This window comes from Erythrobacter sp. K21-9 (assembly GCF_055808355.1).
Window position 1 is genome coordinate 118,670 of sequence record NZ_CM147866.1, and the last position, 21,660, is coordinate 140,329.

Below are 21,660 nucleotides of genomic sequence, written 5' to 3' on the forward strand. Positions count from 1 at the left end.
CTTGCATGTGCATGAGCGCGGGGATTAACGCGCGAAACTGAACGGGAGCAACCCCAAGCGTGGTTAACGGCGCAGCAACGCTTAACCTGGTGGAACGCCTTGGAGAGCAGGCGCGCGCGCTGGGTTTTGCCGCGTTCGGTGTGGCGAGCGCAGGCGAAGACCCGATGCGCGCCGAGCGGCTCGAGACTTGGCTGGGCGAGGGATATCACGGCACAATGGAATGGATGGAGACGCGGCTGGAGCACCGCCGCTCTCCGCAAGGATTGTGGCCCGAGGCGCGCAGCGTCATCGCGCTTGGCATGAGCTATGCCCCGGCAAGTGATCCGATGGCGCTCGAAGATGCGCGCAGCCAAGCGCGGATATCGGTCTATGCGCAGGGCAAGGATTATCACGACGTCGTCAAGAAAAAGCTCAAGGCGCTGGCCCGGTGGCTGGTGGCGGAGCAGCCGGAGGCAGAGGTCAAGGTGTTCGTGGACACCGCACCGGTCATGGAGAAGCCGCTGGGCGAGGCCGCCGGAATCGGCTGGCAGGGCAAGCACACCAATCTCGTCAGCCCGCAGCATGGCAGTTGGCTGTTCCTCGGCGCGATCTACACGACGCTGGACCTGAATGTGAGCGAGCCGCAGCGCGATCAGTGCGGATCGTGCCGCGCCTGCCTCGATGCGTGCCCGACCGATGCGTTTCCATCTGCGTACACGATCGATGCGCAGCGCTGCATTTCCTATCTCACCATCGAGCACAAGGGGCCGGTTGCCGAGGAGCTTCGCACTGCGCTGGGCAACCGGATCTATGGCTGCGACGATTGCCTCGCGGTGTGTCCATGGAACAAGTTCGCCGATCAGGCGCGCGCCATGCGCGAATTCCTGCCGCGTGCCGAGCTGGTCGCGCCGCGGTTGAGCGAGCTGCTCGCGCTGGACGATCCCGGCTTTCGCACGTTCTTTTCAGGGTCTCCGATCAAGCGGATCGGGCGGGACAGGTTCGTGCGCAATTGCCTATATGCGGCGGGCAATAGCGAAGACAGGGGACTGCTCGATCAGTGCGAGGCGCTGCGCGGCGATCCTGATCCGGTTGTCGCCGATGCCGCCGGCTGGGCGGCGGAGCGCCTCAGATCAGTTCCTTGATTGGCACATCGGGATCTGCCAGCAGCTCGCGGTCGACGCTTTCAGTCCCCGCTTCGAGCATTTTGCGCCCCTGGACATAATCCTTCATCGCCCCGACACAGTCGAACGCGATGGGTTTACCTTCCCGGAGATACACGACCGTGAACTTGCGGTTTGCCGGGTCGCCGCGCAGCACGGTCTCGTCGTAACCGAGGCTGAGCCCCGCGGTTTGCAACTTGAGGTCATACTGGTTCGACCAGAACCACGGCAACGCACTGTATTCCTGCTTGTCGCCCATGATCGCCTTGGCCACCGTATTTGCCATGTCGTGGGCATTCTGGACGGATTCGAGCCGGATGACCGCATTGTCGGCATAGGGATTTGCGTGCGCCGCGCAGTCGCCGATGGCATAGACATCATCGAGCGTGGTGCGGCAGCAGAAATCGACATCGACGCCGTTCGATCCGGCGGCGCCCGCAGCGATCAGCGGGGCGACCGCAGGCACGATACCGATGCCGACGACCACCATGTCGCAGTCGACAGTTTCCCCGTTATCGAGCAGCGCGCCGGTGACTTTGCCATCGTCTCCGAGGATTTCTTCCACCCCCGTCGACAGGCGTACATCGACGCCTTGGCGCCGGTGCTCTTCTTCATAGAAACGTGAAAGGTCCTCCCCGGCGACGCGGGCGAGCACCCGGTCCAACATTTCCACCAAAGTAACTTCGCTGCCGAGCTTGCGCAGGACCGCCGCCGCTTCGAGCCCGATATAGCCGCCGCCGATAACCACGGCGCGCTTCGATCCGGCTTCGAGTGCAGCCATCATCGCGTCGGCATCGCGCTTGTCGCGGACGTAGAACACGCCTTTCTGGTTTGCGCCGGTGAAGCCGAGCCGGCGCGGATCGCCGCCGCCGGACCAGATCAGCTTGCGGTAACCGATGGTGCTGTCGTCCGAGAGCGTAAGCGTATGCGCCACCGGGTCAATTTCGACGACGCCGCTGCCAAGGCGCAGGTCGATATTCTTGTCCGCCCAGAATTTCTCGGGCCGGATCATGATCCGCTCGAACCCTTTTTCGCCTGCAAGGTACTCCTTGGACAGTGGCGGGCGCTCGTAGGGGGGCGCGCTGTCGCGTCCGATCATCAGGATCGATCCCTCGTGCCCCTGCTGGCGCAGCGCGATTGCCGCCTGCGCGCCGCCGTGGCCGGTGCCGACAATTACGACATCGGCGCTGCTTCGCTTGCTTCCCTCTCGGTCCATGCGCCGGTGGGTCGCGTCAAAATCGCTCCGCGTCAAGCCGGATCAGCGACCTCAGCGCTCGAGCAGGTTGCGCGCCTGGCTCGCGATTTGCGCGAGCACGGCGGGGGCGACGGGCGGGCGTTCCTGGGCGCGGCCAACCATGCGGCGGAATTGCTCGACCGCCGCATCGTTGCGTTCTGCCCACTCCGCGATCGTGCCTTGAGGATCGTCTTTCCCCGATTTGCGGCGCATAAGCCGCTTGAGGAATTCTAGCCGCATATGCTGGAAATCGCGCGCCAATCCATCGACGAGCAGCCGCTCCCAGATATCCGAAGGCGACATGTGCGCCGCCGTCCCCTGCGCCCAGTCCAGCCCGATACGCTCGCCGATGTCGGTAAAGGCAAGAGTGAGTTTTTCGGGATCGATCCCGGTTGCGCGCGCGAGGTGGGCGAGACCGACCGATCCGTCGAAATCGAACAGGTTCGCGACCCGCATAGCAAGCGCCTCGGGCGCGCCGAGTGAGACGAAGTGGCCGCGCAGCTGCTCCGACCGCTCGCGCGTTTCGGCCGAAAGCAAGGTTTCGCGCGCGCTGGTGAGGACAGAGACGCCGTCCATCAGATTTGCGATCATTTCACCGGCCTGCACCTGGCCAGCCGCGGTGCGCAGAACGTCCGACATGAGGTTGCCAACAGCGGCCGCCAACCGGTCGAACAGGGCAAGGCGCGCGCCTTCATCCATCTTCGACGCATCGAGGTCGTCCCACAATTCTTGCAGGCCGAACAACCGCTCAACCACGACGAAGGCAGCCGCCACGTCGGACAGCCCCACGCCTTCTTCCTCCGCGAGCTCGAATGCGTGGACGAGGCCGATCCGGTTGACGATCCGGTTGGACAGGTCGGTCGCGATCAGTTCGCGGCGCAGGCGGTGCCCGCGGATCTGGTCGGTATAGGTGATCCGCATCGGCTGCGGAAACAGCTCGATCAGCGAATCCTCGAGGATGGGATCATCGGGCAAGCCGCTGGCTTCGATTGCGTCCTGCAGGACCAGCTTGGCCGAGGACAGCAGCACCGCCAGTTCGGGCCGGGTCAGTCCGTACCCATCAGCGGCGCGGCGGGTAAGGGCTTCGCCATCGGCCAGCCCCTCGGTGCGCCGGTCGAGATCGCCCGTGTCCTCAAGCTGCTCGATCAATCGCACATACGAAGCGGTCACGTCCGCGCCGCCCGCTTCGGCAACCGACAGCGCGAGCGCTTGCAAGCGGTTGTCCTCCAGCACGATCTCGCCAACCTCGTCAGTCATCCTGGCGAGCAGAGCATTGCGCTTCTTCTCGGTCAGCTTGCCCTCGCGGATCGCGGCGGCGAGCGCGATCTTGATATTGACCTCGTTATCCGAGCAATCGACGCCGGTACGAATTGTCGATGAAGTCGGTGTTGATCCGCCCCCCAGCCAGCGCAAAGGCGATGCGTCCGGCCTGCGTGATGCCGAGATTGGCGCCCTCACCGATTACCTTGGCCTGCACGTCGCGCGCGTCCACGCGCAGCGCATCGTTGGCGGGGTCGCCGACCGCGACATGGTTTTCGGCCTCGGCCTTGATGTAGGTGCCGATCCCGCCAAACCAGATCAAGTCGAGCTCGGCCTTGAGGATGGCGCTTACCAGCGCATCGGGCTCGATTTCCTTGTCCTCGATGCCCAGCATGTCGCGCGCCTTCTTGGACAGCTTGATGCGTTTGAGGTCGCGTGAATAGACGCCGCCGCCGCGCGAGATAAGGTCGGTATCGTAATCCTCCCAGCTCGAACGCGGCAAATCGTAAAGCCGCTTGCGCTCTTTCCAGCTGGCTGCCGGATCGGGGCCGGGATCGATGAAGATGTGGCGGTGATCGAAGGCGGCGACCAGCTGAATTGCCTTGGACAGCAGCATCCCGTTGCCGAACACGTCGCCCGACATGTCGCCGCAACCGGCGACGCGCACGCTGTCTTTCTGGACGTCGATGCCCATTTCGAGGAAGTGGCGCTGGACCGACACCCATGCGCCGCGCGCGGTTATGCCCATCGCCTTGTGATCGTAACCGTTCGAGCCGCCGCTGGCGAAGGCATCGTCGAGCCAGAAATCGCGGCTTTCCGCAATCGCATTCGCGACGTCGGAGAAACGCGCGGTGCCCTTGTCCGCGGCAACCACGAAATAGGGGTCTTCACCGTCGTGGATCGCAACTTTCTCGGGATGCACGACTTTGCCGTCGACGATGTTGTCGGTGACCGACAGCAGCGTGCGGATGAATACCTCGTAGCTCGCCTGGCCTTCCGCCGCCCATCCTTCGCGGTCGATTGCGGGTGAGGGAAGCTGCTTGGGATAGAACCCGCCTTTCGCCCCGGTCGGGACGATCACGGCGTTCTTGACCCGCTGGGCTTTCATCAGGCCGAGAATTTCGGTGCGGAAATCGTCGCGCCGGTCGGACCAGCGAAGCCCGCCGCGTGCGATTGCGCCCGAGCGCAGGTGGATCCCCTCGACCCGCCGCGAATAGACGAAAATCTCGCGCCACGGCACCGGCTTGGGCAGGTTCGGGACAAGGCTGGAATCGATCTTGAATGCCAGCGCTTCGGCGGCTGCGGGGGCAAAGGCATTGGTGCGTAGGACCGCATCGATCACGGCGCGGTAAAGGCGCAGCAAGCGGTCGTCATTGATCGCCGAAACCTTGGCAAGGCCGCGTGTAAAAGCGGAAGTTGCCGCAGCGATAGCTTCATCGCGCTTGCCGCCGAATTCGGGGTCGTGCCGGGCGGCAAACAGGTCGATCATGGCGCGCGTCACACCCGGCGCCCTGCCGAGCGCATCGACAACCGTGTAGATCGTGAAGCTCATTCCGGTCTGGCGCAGATAGCGGTAGATCGCCCGCAGCCAGCCGGTGTCACGCGCGGCCAGGGCTGTCCCGACAACAAGGCGATTGACGGCGTCGTCTTCGGCAAAACCGTTCAGGACTTCGGCAATTGCCGCCTCAATGGCCGAAGCGCGGCCGAGGATTGCATCGGCATCATCGCCGGGGAGCAGGCGCAGGGTGAAATCGTGGACTGTGCCCAGGGCTCCGCCTTCGAGCCGGGTGGCAGTTTCGCCGATGACCCGAAACCCGAAATTCTCAAGCGCGGGGACGGCATCGGATAACGCCAGTTCGCCGCCGATATGATAGACTTTCAGGCGCAGGCTTCCGGGCGGATCGGTAGGCAGGCGGTAGAGCCGGGCATCGCGGGGCAAGTCCTCGCCGCTGCCTCTCCCTGCCAGCGCGCGCAGGCGCACGATGTCGACCGCCGCTTCGGCAGGACCGTAGATCGTGCGAAACATCGGCGGAAAGGCGCCGGCATATTTCGAGGCGATCGCGGGTGAGCGCGAGGCATCATCGATCTCGGCAAGGCGCATCTCGACCGCATTGCTCCATCCGCGCAGCATATCTTCGAGCTGCGCTTCGATCGCTTCGCCATCGGGCAGGGCCTCGGCGCTGCGAATGTCGAGCAGGTATTGGAGCATCGCCAGCGCGCCGCCTTCGACCTCGAGCGTCCAGTCGAGCACTTCCGTCCCCGGAGCCATGCTGAGCAGGCTCTGGATCTGGAGCCTGACATCGGTTGAAAGCATGTCGCGCGGAAGCCACACGAACGCGAAGATGTGCCGGCCCAGTGGCGATTGCACCATGACCAGCCGCGGGCGTGGCCTGTCGACGAGGCTCATCATGGCGGTGGCGAGCGTCCGGATATCGGCTTCGGTAAAGGCGATGAGGACGTCGTGCGGCAGCGCTGTGAAGGCGTGGACCAGCGCCTTGCCCGCATGTCCGGACGGATCGAAGCCAAGGCCCTCGTTGAGCGACTGAAGCGCGGCGCGCAGCACCGGGACCGCGCTGGGCGGGGATGCGAGCGCGGCACTGGTCCAGACGCCTGCATGGATCGAAAGCGCGGTCACCTTACCCCTCTTGCCGCGCAAGGGGACGACAAACAGGTCGAGCGGCACGCGCCGGTGAACGGTCGAAAGCCGGTTCGATTTGATGATGAGCAGCTCGCGCGACTTGCCATCGCTGTCCGGGCTGTCGAACCAATCGAACGCGCGGTCATAGGATGTCTCGGCCAGCAATTGGCGCGCGCTCTTGCGGCAGATGCCGAGGATATCGGTTTCGCTGCCGTCGCGGTGGAGCGTGATGTGCCCGAGCTGCGTCAGCATCCCGGTGTTGAGCCATTCGAGCAGCGCCGCCGCTTCTTCATCGGCGGCGCGAATTCTGTCGGCATCGGCCTGATTGGCCTTTTGCAGCTTGCCCCAATCGCTCACAGACGCTCTCACATCGCCGAGCGTGACGCGCAATTGGCTGACCAGTTCGCGGCGCTGGCGTGCGTCGACCCGCGGCGTTTCGATATAGATTAGCGATTCGCTCGATGCGCCTTTCGCCTTTGCGCCGGTAAATTTGAGCAGCTCGCCATCTTCGCCGCGCTCCACTCCGATAACCGGGTGGACCAGCCGGTCGATGCTCAGCCCTTGCGCTGCGATGGTCGCCGCGATCGAATCGACCAGGAACGGCATGTCATCATTGATGATGGCAATCCGCAGGCGGCGACGCTCTCCGGTTGCGGATTCAAGCTTGAGCGCGGAGCGAGCCGGTTGGCGCGAGGCGGCGGCACGCAAGCAGGAAGTCGGTGGTCTCGTCGAGCTGGCGCCCGCTCAGCGCATCGTCGCTCGGCAGGACTGCCGCCTCAAGGTGCTTTTTCAGCGCCTTGTGCAACGCCTGATCGCCAGAAGACGCCGTCGGAGACTTGCGCTTGGGCTTGGTCACCATTTTCCTGCTCCGGGTAATATTATTATGCCGGTCTATTCTTATCGTGTTTCCGATACCCGCTTTTGCCGTGGCTGCGCAAGCACCATCGTGGCCGCCGCTCTGCGCCTGCGCGAATTTTTATTCAAGCTGCGCCCGCAATCGGTGTCGGCGATCTATAAGTTAGGTGTGGCGAATGCTCCGGCCCCCTCCTGAGGGCAATTCCGCCGCCTTTGGTGCCCACGTCCCGGGTCCGCTCGCCGAACGAAACGCTACGCTGTTACCCCCGCACCCAATGCGTCCAGCGTCAAGTTCAGCGAGCGGATCCGGGCTACGGGATCGTAGGTCGATCCGCACAGGATGATCTCGTCGGCACCCGTACGCTTGACGAATGCCTCGATGGTCTCGCGCACTTGCGCGGGCATGCCGACCGCCGACGCCTGCCCGACGTGATCGAGCATTGCGCGGTGCGGAGCGGGCAAGGTCCGGGTGTAGTCCTTGATCGGGGGTGGCAGTTTGCCAGGATTACCTGACCGGAGCGCAACAAAGCTTTGCTGCTGGCTCGATGCGAGCGTTTGCGCCGCGTCCTCGCTGTCTGCTGCGAACACGTTCATGGCGACGCTCACATAGGGACGGTCAAGCGCATCCGATGGCTGGAAATCGCGGCGGTATAGCTCAAGCGCGGCGTCGAGGTGATCGGGGGCAAAATGCGCCGCGAACGCGTAGGGCATGCCGAGTTTTGCCGCCAGCTGTGCCCCGAACAGGCTCGACCCGAGCATCCAGAGCTCGACCTTCGCGCCGAGGCCCGGTGTCGCGGCAATCGGCAGCTCGACATCGCCAGTGAGCAGGGCGCGCAGTTCGATCACGTCCTGTGGGAAGTATTCGGCAGCCTGATGCAGGTCCTTGCGCAATGCGCGCTGCAATTCCGGGCCCGCACCGGGTGCACGGCCCAGCCCAAGGTCGACGCGGTCGGGAAACAGCGCATCGAGCGCGCCGAATTGCTCGGCAATCTGGAAGGGCGTATGATTGGGAAGCATGATCCCGCCCGATCCGATCCGGATCGTGCTGGTTGCATTGCCGATATGCGCGAGCACGACCGATGTCGCACCTCCTGCGATCCCGTCCATGGCGTGATGCTCGGCCACCCAGAACCTCTTGCATCCCGCAGCTTCCGCGGCCTTTGCAAGCGCCGCGCTGGCTTCGAACGCTTCGCTCAGGCTTCCGCCTTCGCGCACTGGGACGAGGTCGAGGACAGAGAATTGCGTCATGGATCGCCTGTTTCACTTTCTTTGGGTGCCGCTCCCAGTTGCTCGAGATATTCCTTTGCCGTTTGTGCCGCGAGACTGTCAGGCTGCATGGCGATGACCGATTGCCAGCTTTGACGCGCTGCATCCTCGCGCCCGGAAAGGACCGCGATCACGCCTGCCTCCAGACCGATATCGGCCTCCAGCGGGGCGAGCTGCGCGGCTTGTTCGATGGCTTCCTGCGCATCGCCAAACCGTTCAAGCCGCCGGTAAAGGGTCGCGGTCAGCAGCCAGCCTTCCGCTTTCTCCGGTTCGAGGAGTGTTGCCCGCGATAACGGCACGAACGCATCGTGCGGCTCGTCCAAGCGCGACCAATACGCGCGCTGTGTCCAATGCGGCCAGGGCCTCCAGCGTCGCCGATGCGGCGTTTCGCGCATCCCTCTGCGCAGCCGCCAGCAGCAGCAAGGCGCCCTCCGCATCGTCGCCGCCATGTGCAGCATTGCCCGCCATCAACCCAAAGCGTGCGCGTGTGCGAAGTTCATCGGCTGGTGTCTCGTCACGCGCAGCGAGAAATGCCGCCTTTGCATCGTCCCACAGGCCCAGTTCGGTCGCTGCGAGGCCAAGGCAATGATTGGCGATAATCCGGTCTGTGCCGCTCACTTCGGTCCGCCTGATCTGCGCCTTCGAATGCGCGCGTGCGGGATCTTCGGCCAGTTGGTCGAGGCAATCCTGCAGCCATGCGCTCGTCGGATTATCGGGCGCGGTTATCACGTTGCCGCGCGGCGGGCGGTTCATCAGGTTATCCGACGCATCGAGAGGGTCGGTGGCATTCGGGTCGAGGCCGACCTGGAGCATAAGGGCAAGGAAGATGGACACGTATGCGGGTTCCGTCAGTAAAAGCTGGCGACCAGGCGTTTGAGCAGCGCGATATCGCTGTCCCGCGAGAGCCGGTGATCGCCGTCCTTTACCAGCGTCACCTGTACCGCATCCGAACGCAGGGCCTCGGCAAGTCTGAGGCTCGTCTCCCACGGAACATCGCTGTCGCGCTGGCCGTGCAGGAGGCGCACCGGGCAGCGAATATCGGCGCCGCTTTCAAGCTTCATGTGTTGCTCGGCATCCTTGAAAAAACCGGGATGCGTCGGGGTCGGCTCCGGGCCATAGGGATTGTCTTCGTAAATGATCTCCCCGGCGGCCAGCCTTGCGCGCTGATCGCTCGAATAGCCCCAGCGGGTAAAATCGGGCGCAGCCGCTATGCCGATCATCCCGGCCAGACGCGCGCCGAGGCTCTCGGCGACGAGCAGCATGAGCCACCCGCCCATCGACGATCCGGCGAGCAGGACTGGTCCTGAGATATTTTGATCAATCAGGACCAGCGCTTCCTCGCGCCATTTCGACAGCGTCCCGTCGGCAAACTCGCCCGCGCTTTCGCCGCATCCCGAATAATCGAGCAGCAGGCACGCGCGCCCTTTCGCGCGGGCTTCATCGAACAGCGCCGTCGCCTTGCCGCCCGCCATGTCGGACATGTAGCCGGGGAGGAAGACGAGCGCGGGGCCGTTGCCCTTGATGAAACGATAGGCGATTCGGTCGCCGCCGGGCATTTCGTGAAACTTGATGTCGAACATGGGCGCCACCTTGCCCGCCCGATCACGCCGGAGGCAAGTCTTGTCATTGCTTCGCCGCACATCCGGCGTAAAGTCCGCCCATGATCAAGAACGACCCGGTACGAAATGCCTGCCCGCCAGACCGCCGATCTTTCGCGCCGGAGCCTGTTCGGCCTCGCCGGTGCATCGGCAGCCCTTGCCGCCGCCCCGCTGGCCGCGCGCAGTTTCGGCAGCGGTTTCACCCACTCGGTCGCAAGCGGCGAGCCGCATGCGGACAATGTCCTGCTCTGGACGCGCTATGTCGCCGAAGCTGAAACCAGGCTGGAATGGCAGGTTTCCGAAACCAGCGATTTCAGCCGGGTCATATCCGAAGGCAGCGCCGTGGCGTCACCCGTACCGCGACTGGTGCGCAAAGGCGATCGCAAATGGGCTGAAGCCCGATAGCTGGTACTTCTTCCGCTTTATCGCACCGGGCGGCACGATGTCCGACACCGGCCGGACCCGCACCTTGCCCGAAGGGCCGACAGCCAAGTTCACGCTGGCGGTGTTTTCCTGCTCGAATTTCGGTTTCGGCTGGTTCAACGCGTATGGCCATGCAGCGCAGGCCAATGATTGCGACCTCGCCGTCCACCTGGGCGATTACATCTACGAATACGGCGCAGGCACCTATCCTTCGCCGGATCAGGCCCACCCGATGCGCACTCTACAACCCGATACCGAGATCGTCGCGCTGACCGATTACCGCCTGCGCTATGCGACCTACCGCGCCGATCCGGACCTCAAGCGCCTGCATCAGGTGCTCCCGATGATCGCGGTGTGGGACGATCACGAAAGCGCGAACGACAGCTGGGAAAGCGGTGCGCAAAATCATCAGCCGGAGACGGAGGGCGATTGGGAAGTTCGCAAGGCAGCGGCCAAGCGGGTCTACCGCGAATGGATGCCTGTTTCCGGTGAGCCCTATTCGGCCTATGATATTGGCGATCTGGCAACCCTGCTGCGGCTCGACACGCGGCTGGAGGGACGCGAGGAGCAATTCAGCCTCGCCAGTATTCTCGGCGGCGCCAAAGACGCCGACGGGGCGGCGGCAGCGCTGGTCAATTTTCGCGATGGCGATTGGGCTGACCCTGACCGGCAATTGCTCGGACAAGCGCAAGAGCAATGGCTTGCCAGTCAGCTTGCAGCGTCTTCGGCGCGCGGCGCGACATGGCAAGTGCTTGTCCAGCAGGTGCTGATGGGCAACCTCAAGACCCCGCCCAGCATCATAAGCGCGATCAGCGAAGACATGCCCGAATTCGTCCGCAGCAGCCTGATTGCAGCGGCACTCGCGAGCCAGACCGGCCTGCCTGCCAACATGGACGCGTGGGATGGATACCCGGCAGCGCGCGCTCGCGCGCTCGCTTCGGCGATGGACGCGGACGCCAACCTTTTCGTGCTGGCGGGGGATACGCATAATGGCTGGGCATTCGAGCTCGACCACGAAGGCGCAGGGGCAGGCGTTGAATTCGGCGTGCCGGGTGTCACGTCTCCGGGCCTTGAAAACTCGCTCCGTGCGATCCCGCCCGAAGACTTTGCCCGCACTGCAATTGACGCGAACGATCAGCTCAAATGGGCTGATACCTCGCAGCGCGGCTACATGGCGGTCGAGCTCACTGCGGAGCGGGCAACAACCGAATTTCGCTTTGTAGACACGATCAAGACGCGATCGACACGGCTGGCCGGAACAAAGCGGATTTCCTGTGATGCCGGGTCGAATACGCTGACCGTTTGATAGCGCAATCAGAGCAGCTCCCAGACGGCCACCGCGACCAAGCGAGGCGCTATGCAAGCCGAGTTGTCGGAACCTTGGCGCGCTTCTCCCGTTGGTAAAGCAACAAAGGAGATTGAAATGCTTGGTAAAATTATTGGAGCCGCAGTAGGCGGCAAACTCGCTCAACAGACCAAAGGGATCGGTGGAACCACCGGTGCAATGATCGGTGCAGCCGCACCGTTCATCCTCAGCCGCTTGAGCATCCCTGCGATGATCGCGCTGGGTGTCGGCGGCTATGCCGCGAAGAAATTCTTCGGAGACAAAGGCGAAAAGAGCCTGCCCGAATCGGGCACCGAAGCAGCGCCAGTGGCAAGCATTCCGCAGCCCGCCCCAGCCTGATCTCAGACCATCAGACGCAAGAGAGAGCCGGCGCCAGCGCGCCGGCTCTCTTTTTGTATGCGGACCCGGTTCAATCGCGGCTGAAAATGTCCTCGATTGCGAGGCCAAACACCTCGGAAATTGTAAAGGCCAGCGGAAGCGAGGGGTCATAACGCTCTTTCTCGATCGCGTTGACGCTCTGCCGACTGACCCCGAGCCGATTGGCAAGGTCCTGCTGGCTCCAGTCACGCTCCGCGCGCAGCACTTTCAGGCGGTTGTTCACCGGATTTCCCCGTAGGTGCCGTATTTGATCTTGTTGAAAATGGCTCCAATGCCGAGACCAAAGCACCAGATTGTCGGCCACCAGAACGCGGCAACCGGCTCCACGATGTTATAGGTCTCGAGGAAACCCCAGACCGCAGCCAGCGTGAAGGAGATTGCCGTCGCGATCAGCCCCTGCCGGACATAGAGCATTCGGTAGAACTCATCCTGCTCCTCGATAATGAGGCCGCCGAAAATCCACACCACTCCGGCGAAGGATAGGCCCGGCAGTAAGGCGAGAAAGGCGGCCAGAGGCCCGGTCACGCCGCGCTCCTCGATCATGTTTTCAGCCAGGAACAGCGTGAGCAGGTAAAACGCCATGACCAGCGCCATTCGGGTGAGGTAACGGTGGCTCGCCTTGCCTTCGGTCTGTCCGAGCGAGCGAACGAAGGCAAAAACCATGAGCGCGGTCGGAACGATCGAGAGGATATAGGCGGTGGTGATCCCGATTGCGTCCGATTTCCAGAGGAACAGCACCATCAGCGCGCTGACCACCGAAGATATGGCGGCGATCAGGCAGGTTCTGCCCGAAGGTGAGGAAGTCTCGGTCACATCGCTTCTCCCGCGGTCCCGAATTGCATTTTGTTGGCTATTGCGCCGACGCCCAGTCCGGCGAACCAGACGATCGGCCACCAGAAGGCGTCGACATGCGGCACCAGTCCGAAATTTTCGAGGAAGCCGTAGATCGATGCCGCCGCCATTGCAAAGCCGGTCGCGACGAGCGACTGGCGGACGATCAGCATCTTGAGAAACTCGTCTTCCATCTCGATCATGAGCCGCGCGATGGCCCAGAAATACGCCGCCACCGCAAGGCCGGGCAGCACTGCGAGAACGATCGTCACCAGGGTCAACGGGTCGCCCTGCGCAATGAATGTGAGCGCGGCTATCAGCGAGGCGATGTAGCATCCGGTGATGACCAGCATGCGCTTGACATAACGCGCATGCGGCTCACCCCGCCCGCCTTTTGTATGGCGATCATTGTGCATCGCATTGAGCGCGGCCTTGATCATCAGCAGCAGCGGGCTGGCAATCAGGAGGGCCGCAATCGTGCGGTTCTCAAGGCCGGACAGCGTGACTGCGAGCGGCATGACGATGGCTCCGAGCGCGAACAGCGCAAACCAGAAAATTACCGGTTTGCGGGTTTGCTGTGCGGTCGTCATTGCAGGCATCCCGAGGTGCATGTGTTGCCGGTCGCGAGTGTGGCCCATGCCGCGCCTGACAAGCCGCTCACCACTCCGAACGAAGCGCCCGTGCTGAGGCCTAGCACCGCGATAATCAGCGCCACCGAGATGATGATCGCCGCCCATAGCAACGCTTTGTTACGAATCGTCATTGGTAAAGCTCCCTTTCAAATATGGAAAGGATACTTGTCATCGAGTCGGCATATTGTCAAGCAAACTTTCCAAAGTGGAGCGGGTGCTTTCCGTTTGAGCGCGGGGATGGCAAGTAATGACATTGCAGCGTGCCGCGCCTATATCCCTGCTCATGGCCAAGCTGCTGACCACGACAACCGCAACTACCACCTCGGATTTCCGGGGGCGGGTGGTGGCGGATTGATCGCAGCGCACGCCGCCCGGTTCCGGGCGGCGCGGTGGCCTCCCGAAATCGGCAATACCCAACACCGCACTTCCGGTGCGCGCCCGCTTGTGGCAGTGCGCCTCCCGAATGAGCGCCGCATATGATCGGCGCCGGCAAACGAGACGGACGAGACGAATGACCGAACTGCTCAAAATCAGCCTGCCCGATGGCTCCGTGCGCGAAATGGAGCCAGGCAGCACACCGGGCGATGTCGCTGCGGCAATCGGGCCGGGCCTGGCCAAGGCAGCGCTTGCCGCGCGCGTCAACGGTGAAGTGCGCGATCTGGGCCGCCCGTTCGAGGGCGACAGCGAACTCGCATTGATCACGTCGAAGGACGAGGAAGACGCGCTCGAGCTGGCGCGGCACGATTACGCGCATGTCCTCGCCGAAGCGGTGCAGGCGCTCTATCCCGGCACGCAGATCACGTTCGGCCCGGCCACCGATGACGGGTTCTATTACGATGTCATGGCGCCGGCGGACCGCGAACCGTTCAGCATGGACGATCTCCCCGATATCGAGGAGAAGATGCGCGAAATCATCAAGGCGGACAAACCGCTGCGCCGTGAGGCGTGGACGCGCGAGCAGCTGATCGAGAAATGGCAATCCGAAGGCGAGAGCTTCAAGGCCGAGTGGGCCAAAGAGCTGCCTGAAAATGAAGAGCTGACCGTGTATTGGTCGGGCGACGATTGGCTCGACATGTGCCGCGGCCCGCATTTGCCCTCGACCGGAAAACTCGATCCACAGGCGTTCAAGCTGATGCGGGTGGCCGGGGCCTATTGGCGCGGCGACCAGAAGAACGCGCAGCTCACGCGCATTTACGGCACGGGCTGGCTCAACAAGAAGCAGCTCAATGCGCACCTCCACCGGCTGGAAGAAGCCGCCAAGCGCGACCACCGCAAGCTCGGGCGCGAAATGGACTTGTTCCACCTGTCAGACGTGGCTCATGGCAGCGTCTTCTGGCATCCGAAAGGCTACCGCATCTGGCGCGAGCTGGAGGCGTATATGCGCCGCAAGATGGATGGCGGAGGCTACCGCGAGATCAAGACGCCGCAGCTGATGGATGTGCGTCAGTGGGAGCAATCGGGTCACTGGGGCAAATATGCCGAGAACATGTTTGCCGTGCCCGACATGGTACCCGAAGTGGACGAGGCGGGTGACGGTGCGGCAAAGCCTTCGGTCGAGGCGGATGCCGACTGGATGGCGATCAAGCCGATGAACTGCCCGGCCCATGTGCTGGTATTCAAGCAGGGCATCACGTCCTACCGCGACTTGCCTGTTCGGCTCGGCGAAATGGGCTGCTGCCACCGCAACGAACCGCACGGCGCGCTCCACGGCCTGATGCGCGTGCGGCAGTTCACGCAGGACGATGCGCATATCTTCTGCACCGAAGACCAGGTGGTCGAAGAAGTGCGCAAGTTCTGCAAGCTCGCCGACGAGGTCTACCGTGATTTCGGCTTCACCTACCACGTGAAGCTCGCCACGCGGCCCGAAAAGCGGTTTGGCTCCGACACCGATTGGGACAAGGCCGAGCAGGAACTGCGCGATGCTGTGGCCGAAGCGGGCATGGATAACGAGGATTACGGCTGGGAAGAACTGCCGGGCGAAGGGGCGTTCTATGCGCCCAAGCTCGAATGGCACCTGACCGATGCGATCGGGCGGACCTGGCAGGTTGGCACGATCCAGTCGGACCGCGTACTACCCGACCGGCTCGATGCGACCTATATCGGCGAGGACGGTGACAAGCATCGCCCGGTCATGCTGCACCGCGCGATCTTCGGTTCATACGAGCGCTTCATCGGCATTCTGATCGAGCACTATGCAGGCCGCCTGCCCGTCTGGCTTTCGCCGGTGCAGGCAGTGGTTGCGCCGATCGTGTCCGACATTGATGAGTACGCGCAGCAGGTCGAGGCAAAGCTGGCTTCCGCCGGGCTCCGCGTGAAGAGCGACCTGCGCAACGAAAAGATCAACTACAAGGTCCGCGAGCATTCGCTCGCCAAGGTCCCGCACATCCTTGTGGTGGGCAAGCGCGAGGCCGAGGACGGCAAGGTCACGATGCGCACGCTTGGCGAGAAGGATCAGAGGATCCTCTCGCTCGATGAAGCGGTCGCCGCGCTGAGCGAGGCGGCAACTCCGCCCGACCTTCGCAGCTAGACGGGGCGGCGCGCTATCTTTGGCTTCGCGATCGAAGCGGTGATTGTCGCAGCGCTCACCGCTTTTGCCGCCGGTTTCGTGCGAGGGCTTGCCGGGTTCGGTCTGTCGGTCGTGCTGGTGCCGGTCTTGCAGCTGGCGATCGAACCATCTGCTGCGGTGCTGGTCGGGCTGGCGGCGCTGTTCCTTGTCGGCCTGACCGATATCGGCAGGATCAGGCGCGATGCCGACGGCTCTGCAGTGCCGATTATCCTCATCGCGCTTGCATGCATGCCGCTGGGACTATGGGCATTGAGCGTCCTTCCGCCTGATTGGGCACGGTTGCTGATCGCGCTGGTATCGCTTGGCGCGTTCGTGCTGGTGGTCGTGCCGCTTGGCAAGGTGACCATGCCGCGCCGGCCCGCTTTGGCGATTTCAGGCCTGGCGACCGGTTTCTTCGGCGGATTTGCCGGGATGCCGGGACCGGGGATGGCACCGTTTTATCTTCGGGGAAGGCTGAGCCCGGCAAGCGCGCGCGCTTCGATGATGGCGGTGTTCCTCGTAATGACCCCGCTTTCGGCGCTCCTGTTCATCGCGCTCGGCGTGGGATCATGGCGCGAGGCGGCACTGGCAGGCGCGCTACTGCCGTTTGTGCTGATTGGCGACTGGTTCGGTCACAAGGCGTTCGGGCGTGTCACGGCTGCGCAGTGGCAGGTCGCAACGGTCGTCGTTCTTGGAGGCGCGGCCATCGGCGCGCTGGCGAAGCTCGTTTAAAGTGGCAGCGGCTGGCCAGCAAGGATCAGCGCCGCTCCGCAGCCAAGCACAATCACGCTGCGCGCAAGGTCGGCACTGCGTTCCCGCGCGCACTCGAATGTGCTTCTGGAAAGGGCGATGGCTTTGCTCATATGCGCCATTCTCGCGGCCAAATCCTAACGAGGCGTTAATCTTTAGTCGCGCGCGGAAGGCATTTGCTGGCTAGCACAGTGGAAGCCGCCTCCCCCGGCTAGCACGGCATCGGCGGGGAGGCCCACGCATTCGCGATCCGGAAAGAGCTCGGCGAGAGCGGCCACACCGTCGGCATCATGTCGCGCGCCGAAGGTCGGCACGGCGACTAGATCGGAAGTGACAGCGAAGTTCACATAGCTGGCAGGCTCGATCTGGCCGTCTCGCTCCACCAGCCCCGGCGAAGGGATGCGCACGACATTGACTCCAAATTCCGCAGCCCGACGCGCTGCATCGGCGTAGATTTCTGCGTTGGGATCGCTGGCCCCCGTCGCCTCAGGCACGGCCAGACGGTTCGGCCCGACAAAGCGCGCGAGGTTATCGACATGGCCGTCTGTGTGGTCGTTAATCAGTCCGTCGCCCAGCCACAGCACCCGGTCAAAGCCGAGCGTTCGATGCAGCTCGGCCTCGATGGCCTTGCGGTTCATTTGCGGATTGCGATTGGGGTTGAGCAGGCACTGCTCTGTCGTCGCGGCGAGGCCGGTACCATCGCCGTCCACCGCGCCGCCTTCTAGGATCATCGGCGATATCTCAAGTGGCAGGGACGCGTCTCGGGCCAGCTCCGCGCCGATCGTTTCGTCTCCGGGCATCTCGTACTTCCCGCCCCAGCCATTGAAGTCAAAGCGCCGCGCAGCACGCCGTACCGTCTGCCTCGACCACCAACGGCCCGGTGTCGCGCAGCCAGATATCGCCGTAAACGCGCTGATCGAGAGTGACGGTGTCGCTCACCAATGCGCGCGCGCTTGCTGCATTGGCATCGCCGTGCACCAGCAGCCGCACGTCCTGACCGCTCTCTGCCACGGCGTTCGCAAAGGCCGCGATCTGCTTCTGCGCGCGCTCGAGATAGCCGGGCCATTCCTCGGCCAGATGCGGAAAGCCGATCCACAGCCAGTCCTGCGGCGCCCATTCGGGAGGCATCAGGATATTGGCCACGGACCGGCTCACAGTCGTCTCAGTCTCGTGATCAGCAACCGGCTTCGGCGCTGGCGCAGCTTTCATCGCGGATGGCCCGGAATTCATCGCCATCATTCCAGTTCGGCCAGCTGGTGCTCATCGCCATCATTCGTACCGATGCGGTAGTACAGCTGCAGGTCGCCCATCACGCCTGACCAGTCCCACTCTTCGTTGAACTCGTCTTTCGGGCCGTGATAGCGGTTCTCGGTGTAGTCTGCTGCGACCGCCGCACCTGCTTCGGTGCCGCCGTCGAGCAGGTCTTCGCCGCCATCGATATAGAGCATCGGAACACCCTGCTTGGCGAAAGCAAAGTGGTCGGAGCGGTAATAATACCCCGCTTCCGGCTTGGGGTTGGGCGTGGCGACGCGGCCATCGGCTTCCAGAGCGGCTTCCATAAAGGCGTCGAGCTGTGATTTGCCCGGACCAACCACGGTCACGTCCTTGGCAGGCCCGGCAACCTGGAACGCATCCATATTGATGCCGCCCACCGTCTGGTCGAGCGGGAAGACCGGGTTCGAGGCATAGTAATATGCGCCAAGCAGCCCGGACTCCTCTGCCGTCACCGCAAGGAACACGAGGCTCCGGCGCGGTGCGCCGGCCTTGGCATGCGCCTCCGCGAGCGCGACGAGCGCTGCCGTGCCAGTCGCATTGTCGACCGCGCCATTGCAGATGTCATCGCCGTCCGGTGCGGGCATGCAGCGACCGAGGTGATCCCAGTGCGCGGTGTGCAGCACATATTCGTCCGGCGCTTCGCTGCCTGGCAATACACCGATCACATTCTGCGAGGAGAAGGTGCGCATGTCGTTTTCGAAGCTGGTCGATGCGGTCATGCCGAGATCGACGTACCGCGAAATCTTCCTGTTTCGCAGCAGCGGTCAGATCGTCCAGATCCTGTCCGGCGGCGGCGAGGATTTCGCGCGCGACGTCCTTCTGCACCCAGCCGTTCATGGTGGTGAGCGGCGGCGGATTGTCGCCGCGCGCGGCATAGGCCTGCGGGCCGGACCACGAACTTTCGACTACGTTCCAGCCATAGCTTGCCGGTTCGGTATCGTGCACGATGAGCGCAGCTGCAGCACCCTGACGCGCGGCTTCTTCGTATTTGTAGGTCCAGCGTACCGTAGAATGTCATGGCCTTGCCATTGAAGGTGCCTTCGAGACCCGGCGTTTCGTAATCTGGATCGTTGACGAGGATGACCACGGTCTTGCCCGCGACATCGATGCCCTCGTAATCGTTCCAGCCGCGCTCGGGCGCGTTGATGCCATATCCGACGAAAACCATCTCGCTATTGGCAAGCTGGACCCGCTCTTCCTCGCGGTAGCTCACGCCGACCCATTCTTCGCCAAAATCGTAGACGAGGTCGGTGGCGCCATTGGTGATCGTGAGCGGAGCGAAATTCTTTCCGGTGATCTCAACCAGCGGCACTTCCTGCACCCAGCTGCCGTCATTGCCCGGCTGAAGGCCAGCGGCTTCGAAGCGTTCGGTGAGCAGCGCGACCGTCTTGGTCTCGCCTTCAGTGCCCGGCATCCGCCCTTCGAATTCATCCGAGGAAAGCGTTCGGGTCACGTCTTTCATCGTGGCTTCGGAAAGCTCACCGGCTTCTACTTCCGGGATATCGAGTTCAGGGACGCTTTCGCCGCCCGGCATCATGCCTTCGCATGCGGCCAATGCCAGCGCGCCTGCAACAAGACCGCCAAGGCCAATTGCGCGTTTCATCATCTCAGGTGTCCTCTCGTCCATTGCCAAGCGGCAAATTGATGCGCGCTTCTCTTGCAGAGCGCGGGGGTCACTGCAAGAGAAGCGGGTATGAGTGGAGGCGATCAAGCGGATTGGCAGGGAGCGATCGATCGGGCCGAGGCGCACGCGCCTTTCCTCTCGCGCGCGCTCGAAAAACAGCCCGATTTGCGCGCGCTTCTGGCTGGCGGCGATTTCGATGAGGCGATGCGGTGGGCGCGGGCGCAGGGCGAGCACGAGGATATCGGCATCGGTCTGCGGCGCGAGCGGCTGGCACTGGCGCTGGCAGTCGCCATCGGCGACCTTGCAGGTGCGCTGCCCCTGTCAGGCGTGGTTGGCGAGCTGTCGGATTTTGCCGACCGGGCGCTCGACCGCGCAATCCGGGCTGCGATCCTGGACCGCACGGGCGAAGACGATCCGGCGGGCTTCATCGCGCTGGCGCTGGGCAAACAGGGCGCGCACGAGCTCAATTATTCCTCCGACATCGATCCGATCCTGCTCTACGATCCCGCGACACTGGGGCGCCGGGACAGCGATGATCCCGGCGATGCCGCGCAGCGCTATGCGCGCCGGATCGTCAAACTGCTGAGCGAGAACACCGCAGAGGGCTATGTGCTGCGGGTCGACCTCAGGCTGCGCCCGGCGAGCGAGATCAGCCCGATGGCAGTCCCCTACGGCTCGGCGCTCGCGCATTACCAGGGACAGGCGCTGGCGTGGGAGCGCGCTGCATTCGTTCGCGCGCGCGCCGCGGCAGGCGACGCCGCGGCGGGCACGCGGTTCCTCGATGACATAAAGCCCTTTATCTGGCGCAGCGCGCTCGATTTCGGAGCGGTCGAGGAAATCCGCGATCTGACCCGCCGCATTCGTGAAAGCTATGCAGGACCGGCACGCCCCGGCCCGGGGTTCGACGTCAAACGCGGGCGCGGCGGTATCCGCGAGATCGAGTTCTACGCGCAGACACACCAGCTGATCCACGGCGGGCGCGACGTCAGCCTGCGTATCCGCGGCACCCGTGATGCACTCGATGCGCTGGCGGCGGCGGGGCGGATCGGTGCCGACGATGCGCGCGCGCTTGGCGAAGGCTATGACCGGCTGCGCGAGGTCGAGCATCGCCTGCAAATGGTGAATGACCGCCAGACACACAGCCTTCCCGAAGGCGAAGCGCTTGATGGTGTCGCGCGGCTCGATGGTCTGGAGGGCGGACAGGCGCTTGTGACCGAGCTCGAAGCCCTGACCGAGCGTACTGGCACGATCTACGAGAACCTCATCGGAGAGCAGAAGCGCGGCGACGTGCAGGTCACCGTCACCAGCGATCTTGCGCAGCGCCTTGCCGCGCGCGCGCTTCCGGACCCGGACAAGCTGGCCGAGCGGATCGAGGGTTGGCGCGATGGCAGGTTCCAGTCGCTGCGCTCTGCGCAGGCGCTGGAGGCATTCGACCGGCTGCTCCCGCGACTGCTCGATGCCGTCGCGCAAAGCGATGATCCGGAGCGCGCAATTGTTCGCTGGGAAGGGGTTCTTGGCGGCGCCTCTTCGGCGATCACGCTGTTCCGCCTGCTCGATGCCCGTCCCGAATTGCTCGACCGGCTGGTCGCCGCATTGACGCTCACGCCGACGCTCTCGGACGAGCTGGCACGGCGTCCCGAACTGCTGGATGTGCTGCTCGATCAGGAAGCGCTGGACTTGCCCGGTTCGGTGGAAGAGATCACCGCCAGGATAGAGGGCGCAGCGATACGCGGCGATTATGAGGCGGTGCTCGATGCCATCCGCGTCGTCACCGGCGAGATCCGGTTTGCGCTGGGCGCGCAACTGATCGAGGGGCTGGCCGACCCGCTCGATATAGCTGCAGCGCTGTCGCGCACCGCCGAGGCCG

At 63.7% G+C, this 21,660-nt stretch carries 19 protein-coding genes and 3 pseudogenes; 7 read left to right on the forward strand and 15 right to left on the reverse strand.

Features of this window, described 5'->3' with window-relative positions:
* The first annotated feature begins 59 nt into the window (after positions 1-59).
* Positions 60-1,121: a tRNA epoxyqueuosine(34) reductase QueG gene (queG, locus tag AC0L39_RS00660; RefSeq protein ID WP_473259894.1), complete on the forward strand. Its 1,062-nt coding sequence runs from the start codon at positions 60-62 to the stop codon at positions 1,119-1,121.
* Here the strand turns inward: queG and AC0L39_RS00665 are convergent.
* The 8 genes from AC0L39_RS00665 to AC0L39_RS00700 form a co-directional block, all read right to left on the reverse strand.
* Positions 1,105-2,355, reverse strand: a complete 1,251-nt coding sequence (locus tag AC0L39_RS00665) for an NAD(P)/FAD-dependent oxidoreductase (RefSeq protein WP_473259895.1) — start codon at positions 2,353-2,355, stop codon at positions 1,105-1,107. The genes queG and AC0L39_RS00665 overlap by 17 nt on opposite strands.
* A gap of 51 nt (positions 2,356-2,406) precedes the next feature.
* A complete protein-coding gene (locus AC0L39_RS00670) occupies positions 2,407-3,786 on the reverse strand; it encodes an NAD-glutamate dehydrogenase domain-containing protein (RefSeq protein ID WP_473259897.1) in 1,380 nt (459 codons plus the stop codon).
* On the reverse strand, positions 3,716-6,979 hold the full coding sequence (locus AC0L39_RS00675; RefSeq protein WP_473259898.1) for an NAD-glutamate dehydrogenase domain-containing protein: 3,264 nt from the start codon (positions 6,977-6,979) through the stop codon (positions 3,716-3,718). The genes AC0L39_RS00670 and AC0L39_RS00675 overlap by 71 nt, the downstream gene beginning before the upstream one ends.
* Positions 6,930-7,130 (reverse strand): hypothetical protein, encoded by a 201-nt coding sequence (locus AC0L39_RS00680; protein WP_473259900.1) that lies wholly within the window; start codon positions 7,128-7,130, stop codon positions 6,930-6,932. Before AC0L39_RS00680 ends, AC0L39_RS00675 begins: the two co-directional genes overlap by 50 nt.
* A 248-nt stretch (positions 7,131-7,378) precedes the next feature.
* The gene (locus AC0L39_RS00685; protein ID WP_473259902.1) at positions 7,379-8,374 is read right to left on the reverse strand and encodes an LLM class flavin-dependent oxidoreductase; all 996 of its coding nucleotides are present in this window, start codon (positions 8,372-8,374) and stop codon (positions 7,379-7,381) included.
* Positions 8,371-8,691 (reverse strand): tetratricopeptide repeat protein, encoded by a 321-nt coding sequence (locus AC0L39_RS00690; RefSeq protein WP_473259904.1) that lies wholly within the window; start codon positions 8,689-8,691, stop codon positions 8,371-8,373. The genes AC0L39_RS00685 and AC0L39_RS00690 overlap by 4 nt, the downstream gene beginning before the upstream one ends.
* On the reverse strand, positions 8,609-9,226 hold the full coding sequence (locus AC0L39_RS00695) for a hypothetical protein (RefSeq protein WP_473259906.1): 618 nt from the start codon (positions 9,224-9,226) through the stop codon (positions 8,609-8,611). The genes AC0L39_RS00690 and AC0L39_RS00695 overlap by 83 nt, the downstream gene beginning before the upstream one ends.
* A 14-nt stretch (positions 9,227-9,240) precedes the next feature.
* Complete coding sequence (locus AC0L39_RS00700) at positions 9,241-9,972, reverse strand: alpha/beta hydrolase (protein ID WP_473259908.1); 732 nt, start codon at positions 9,970-9,972, stop codon at positions 9,241-9,243.
* Between the two features lie 105 nt (positions 9,973-10,077).
* On the opposite strand from AC0L39_RS00700, the gene AC0L39_RS00705 reads away from it, so the two are divergent.
* The 3 genes from AC0L39_RS00705 to AC0L39_RS00715 are packed head-to-tail and all read left to right on the forward strand — an operon-like array spanning position 10,078 to position 12,097.
* Positions 10,078-10,395, forward strand: coding sequence for a PhoD-like phosphatase N-terminal domain-containing protein (locus tag AC0L39_RS00705; protein ID WP_473259910.1), 318 nt, complete (start codon positions 10,078-10,080; stop codon positions 10,393-10,395).
* A 37-nt stretch (positions 10,396-10,432) separates the two neighbouring features.
* On the forward strand, positions 10,433-11,719 hold the full coding sequence (locus AC0L39_RS00710) for an alkaline phosphatase D family protein (RefSeq protein ID WP_473259912.1): 1,287 nt from the start codon (positions 10,433-10,435) through the stop codon (positions 11,717-11,719).
* Positions 11,720-11,770: 51 nt separating this feature from the next.
* Positions 11,771-12,097 (forward strand): hypothetical protein, encoded by a 327-nt coding sequence (locus tag AC0L39_RS00715; protein WP_473259914.1) that lies wholly within the window; start codon positions 11,771-11,773, stop codon positions 12,095-12,097.
* A gap of 70 nt (positions 12,098-12,167) precedes the next feature.
* Here the strand turns inward: AC0L39_RS00715 and AC0L39_RS00720 are convergent, their stop codons facing one another.
* The 4 genes from AC0L39_RS00720 to AC0L39_RS00735 are packed head-to-tail and all read right to left on the reverse strand — an operon-like array spanning position 12,168 to position 13,730.
* Positions 12,168-12,359, reverse strand: coding sequence for a helix-turn-helix transcriptional regulator (locus AC0L39_RS00720; protein ID WP_473259916.1), 192 nt, complete (start codon positions 12,357-12,359; stop codon positions 12,168-12,170).
* Positions 12,356-12,949, reverse strand: a complete 594-nt coding sequence (locus AC0L39_RS00725; RefSeq protein WP_473259917.1) for a hypothetical protein — start codon at positions 12,947-12,949, stop codon at positions 12,356-12,358. The genes AC0L39_RS00720 and AC0L39_RS00725 overlap by 4 nt, the downstream gene beginning before the upstream one ends.
* Positions 12,946-13,557 (reverse strand): hypothetical protein, encoded by a 612-nt coding sequence (locus AC0L39_RS00730; protein ID WP_473259919.1) that lies wholly within the window; start codon positions 13,555-13,557, stop codon positions 12,946-12,948. Before AC0L39_RS00730 ends, AC0L39_RS00725 begins: the two co-directional genes overlap by 4 nt.
* Positions 13,554-13,730: a hypothetical protein gene (locus tag AC0L39_RS00735; RefSeq protein ID WP_473259921.1), complete on the reverse strand. Its 177-nt coding sequence runs from the start codon at positions 13,728-13,730 to the stop codon at positions 13,554-13,556. Before AC0L39_RS00735 ends, AC0L39_RS00730 begins: the two co-directional genes overlap by 4 nt.
* Positions 13,731-14,110: 380 nt before the next feature.
* Here AC0L39_RS00735 and thrS point away from each other — a divergent pair, with 380 nt between their 5' ends.
* Positions 14,111-16,126 (forward strand): threonine--tRNA ligase, encoded by a 2,016-nt coding sequence (gene thrS, locus AC0L39_RS00740; protein WP_473259923.1) that lies wholly within the window; start codon positions 14,111-14,113, stop codon positions 16,124-16,126.
* A 39-nt stretch (positions 16,127-16,165) separates the two neighbouring features.
* Positions 16,166-16,876: a sulfite exporter TauE/SafE family protein gene (locus AC0L39_RS00745; protein ID WP_473259925.1), complete on the forward strand. Its 711-nt coding sequence runs from the start codon at positions 16,166-16,168 to the stop codon at positions 16,874-16,876.
* Here AC0L39_RS00745 and AC0L39_RS00750 read toward each other — a convergent pair.
* The 3 genes and pseudogenes from AC0L39_RS00750 to AC0L39_RS00760 all read right to left on the reverse strand — a co-directional run bounded on the left by AC0L39_RS00750 (position 16,873) and on the right by AC0L39_RS00760 (position 19,772).
* Positions 16,873-17,007 carry a hypothetical protein gene (locus AC0L39_RS00750; protein WP_473259926.1) on the reverse strand — a complete coding sequence of 45 codons (135 nt, stop codon included), beginning with the start codon at positions 17,005-17,007 and terminating at the stop codon, positions 16,873-16,875. The two genes, AC0L39_RS00745 and AC0L39_RS00750, sit on opposite strands and share 4 nt — an antisense overlap.
* A 42-nt stretch (positions 17,008-17,049) precedes the next feature.
* Positions 17,050-18,022: pseudogene (locus AC0L39_RS00755) on the reverse strand (agmatine deiminase family protein).
* Positions 18,023-18,068: 46 nt separating this feature from the next.
* A pseudogene (locus AC0L39_RS00760) lies at positions 18,069-19,772 on the reverse strand (M28 family metallopeptidase).
* A gap of 225 nt (positions 19,773-19,997) precedes the next feature.
* Here AC0L39_RS00760 and AC0L39_RS00765 point away from each other — a divergent pair.
* Positions 19,998-21,626 (forward strand): annotated as a pseudogene (locus AC0L39_RS00765) ([protein-PII] uridylyltransferase family protein); the annotation flags it as partial.
* Between the last annotated feature and the right edge of the window lie 34 nt (positions 21,627-21,660).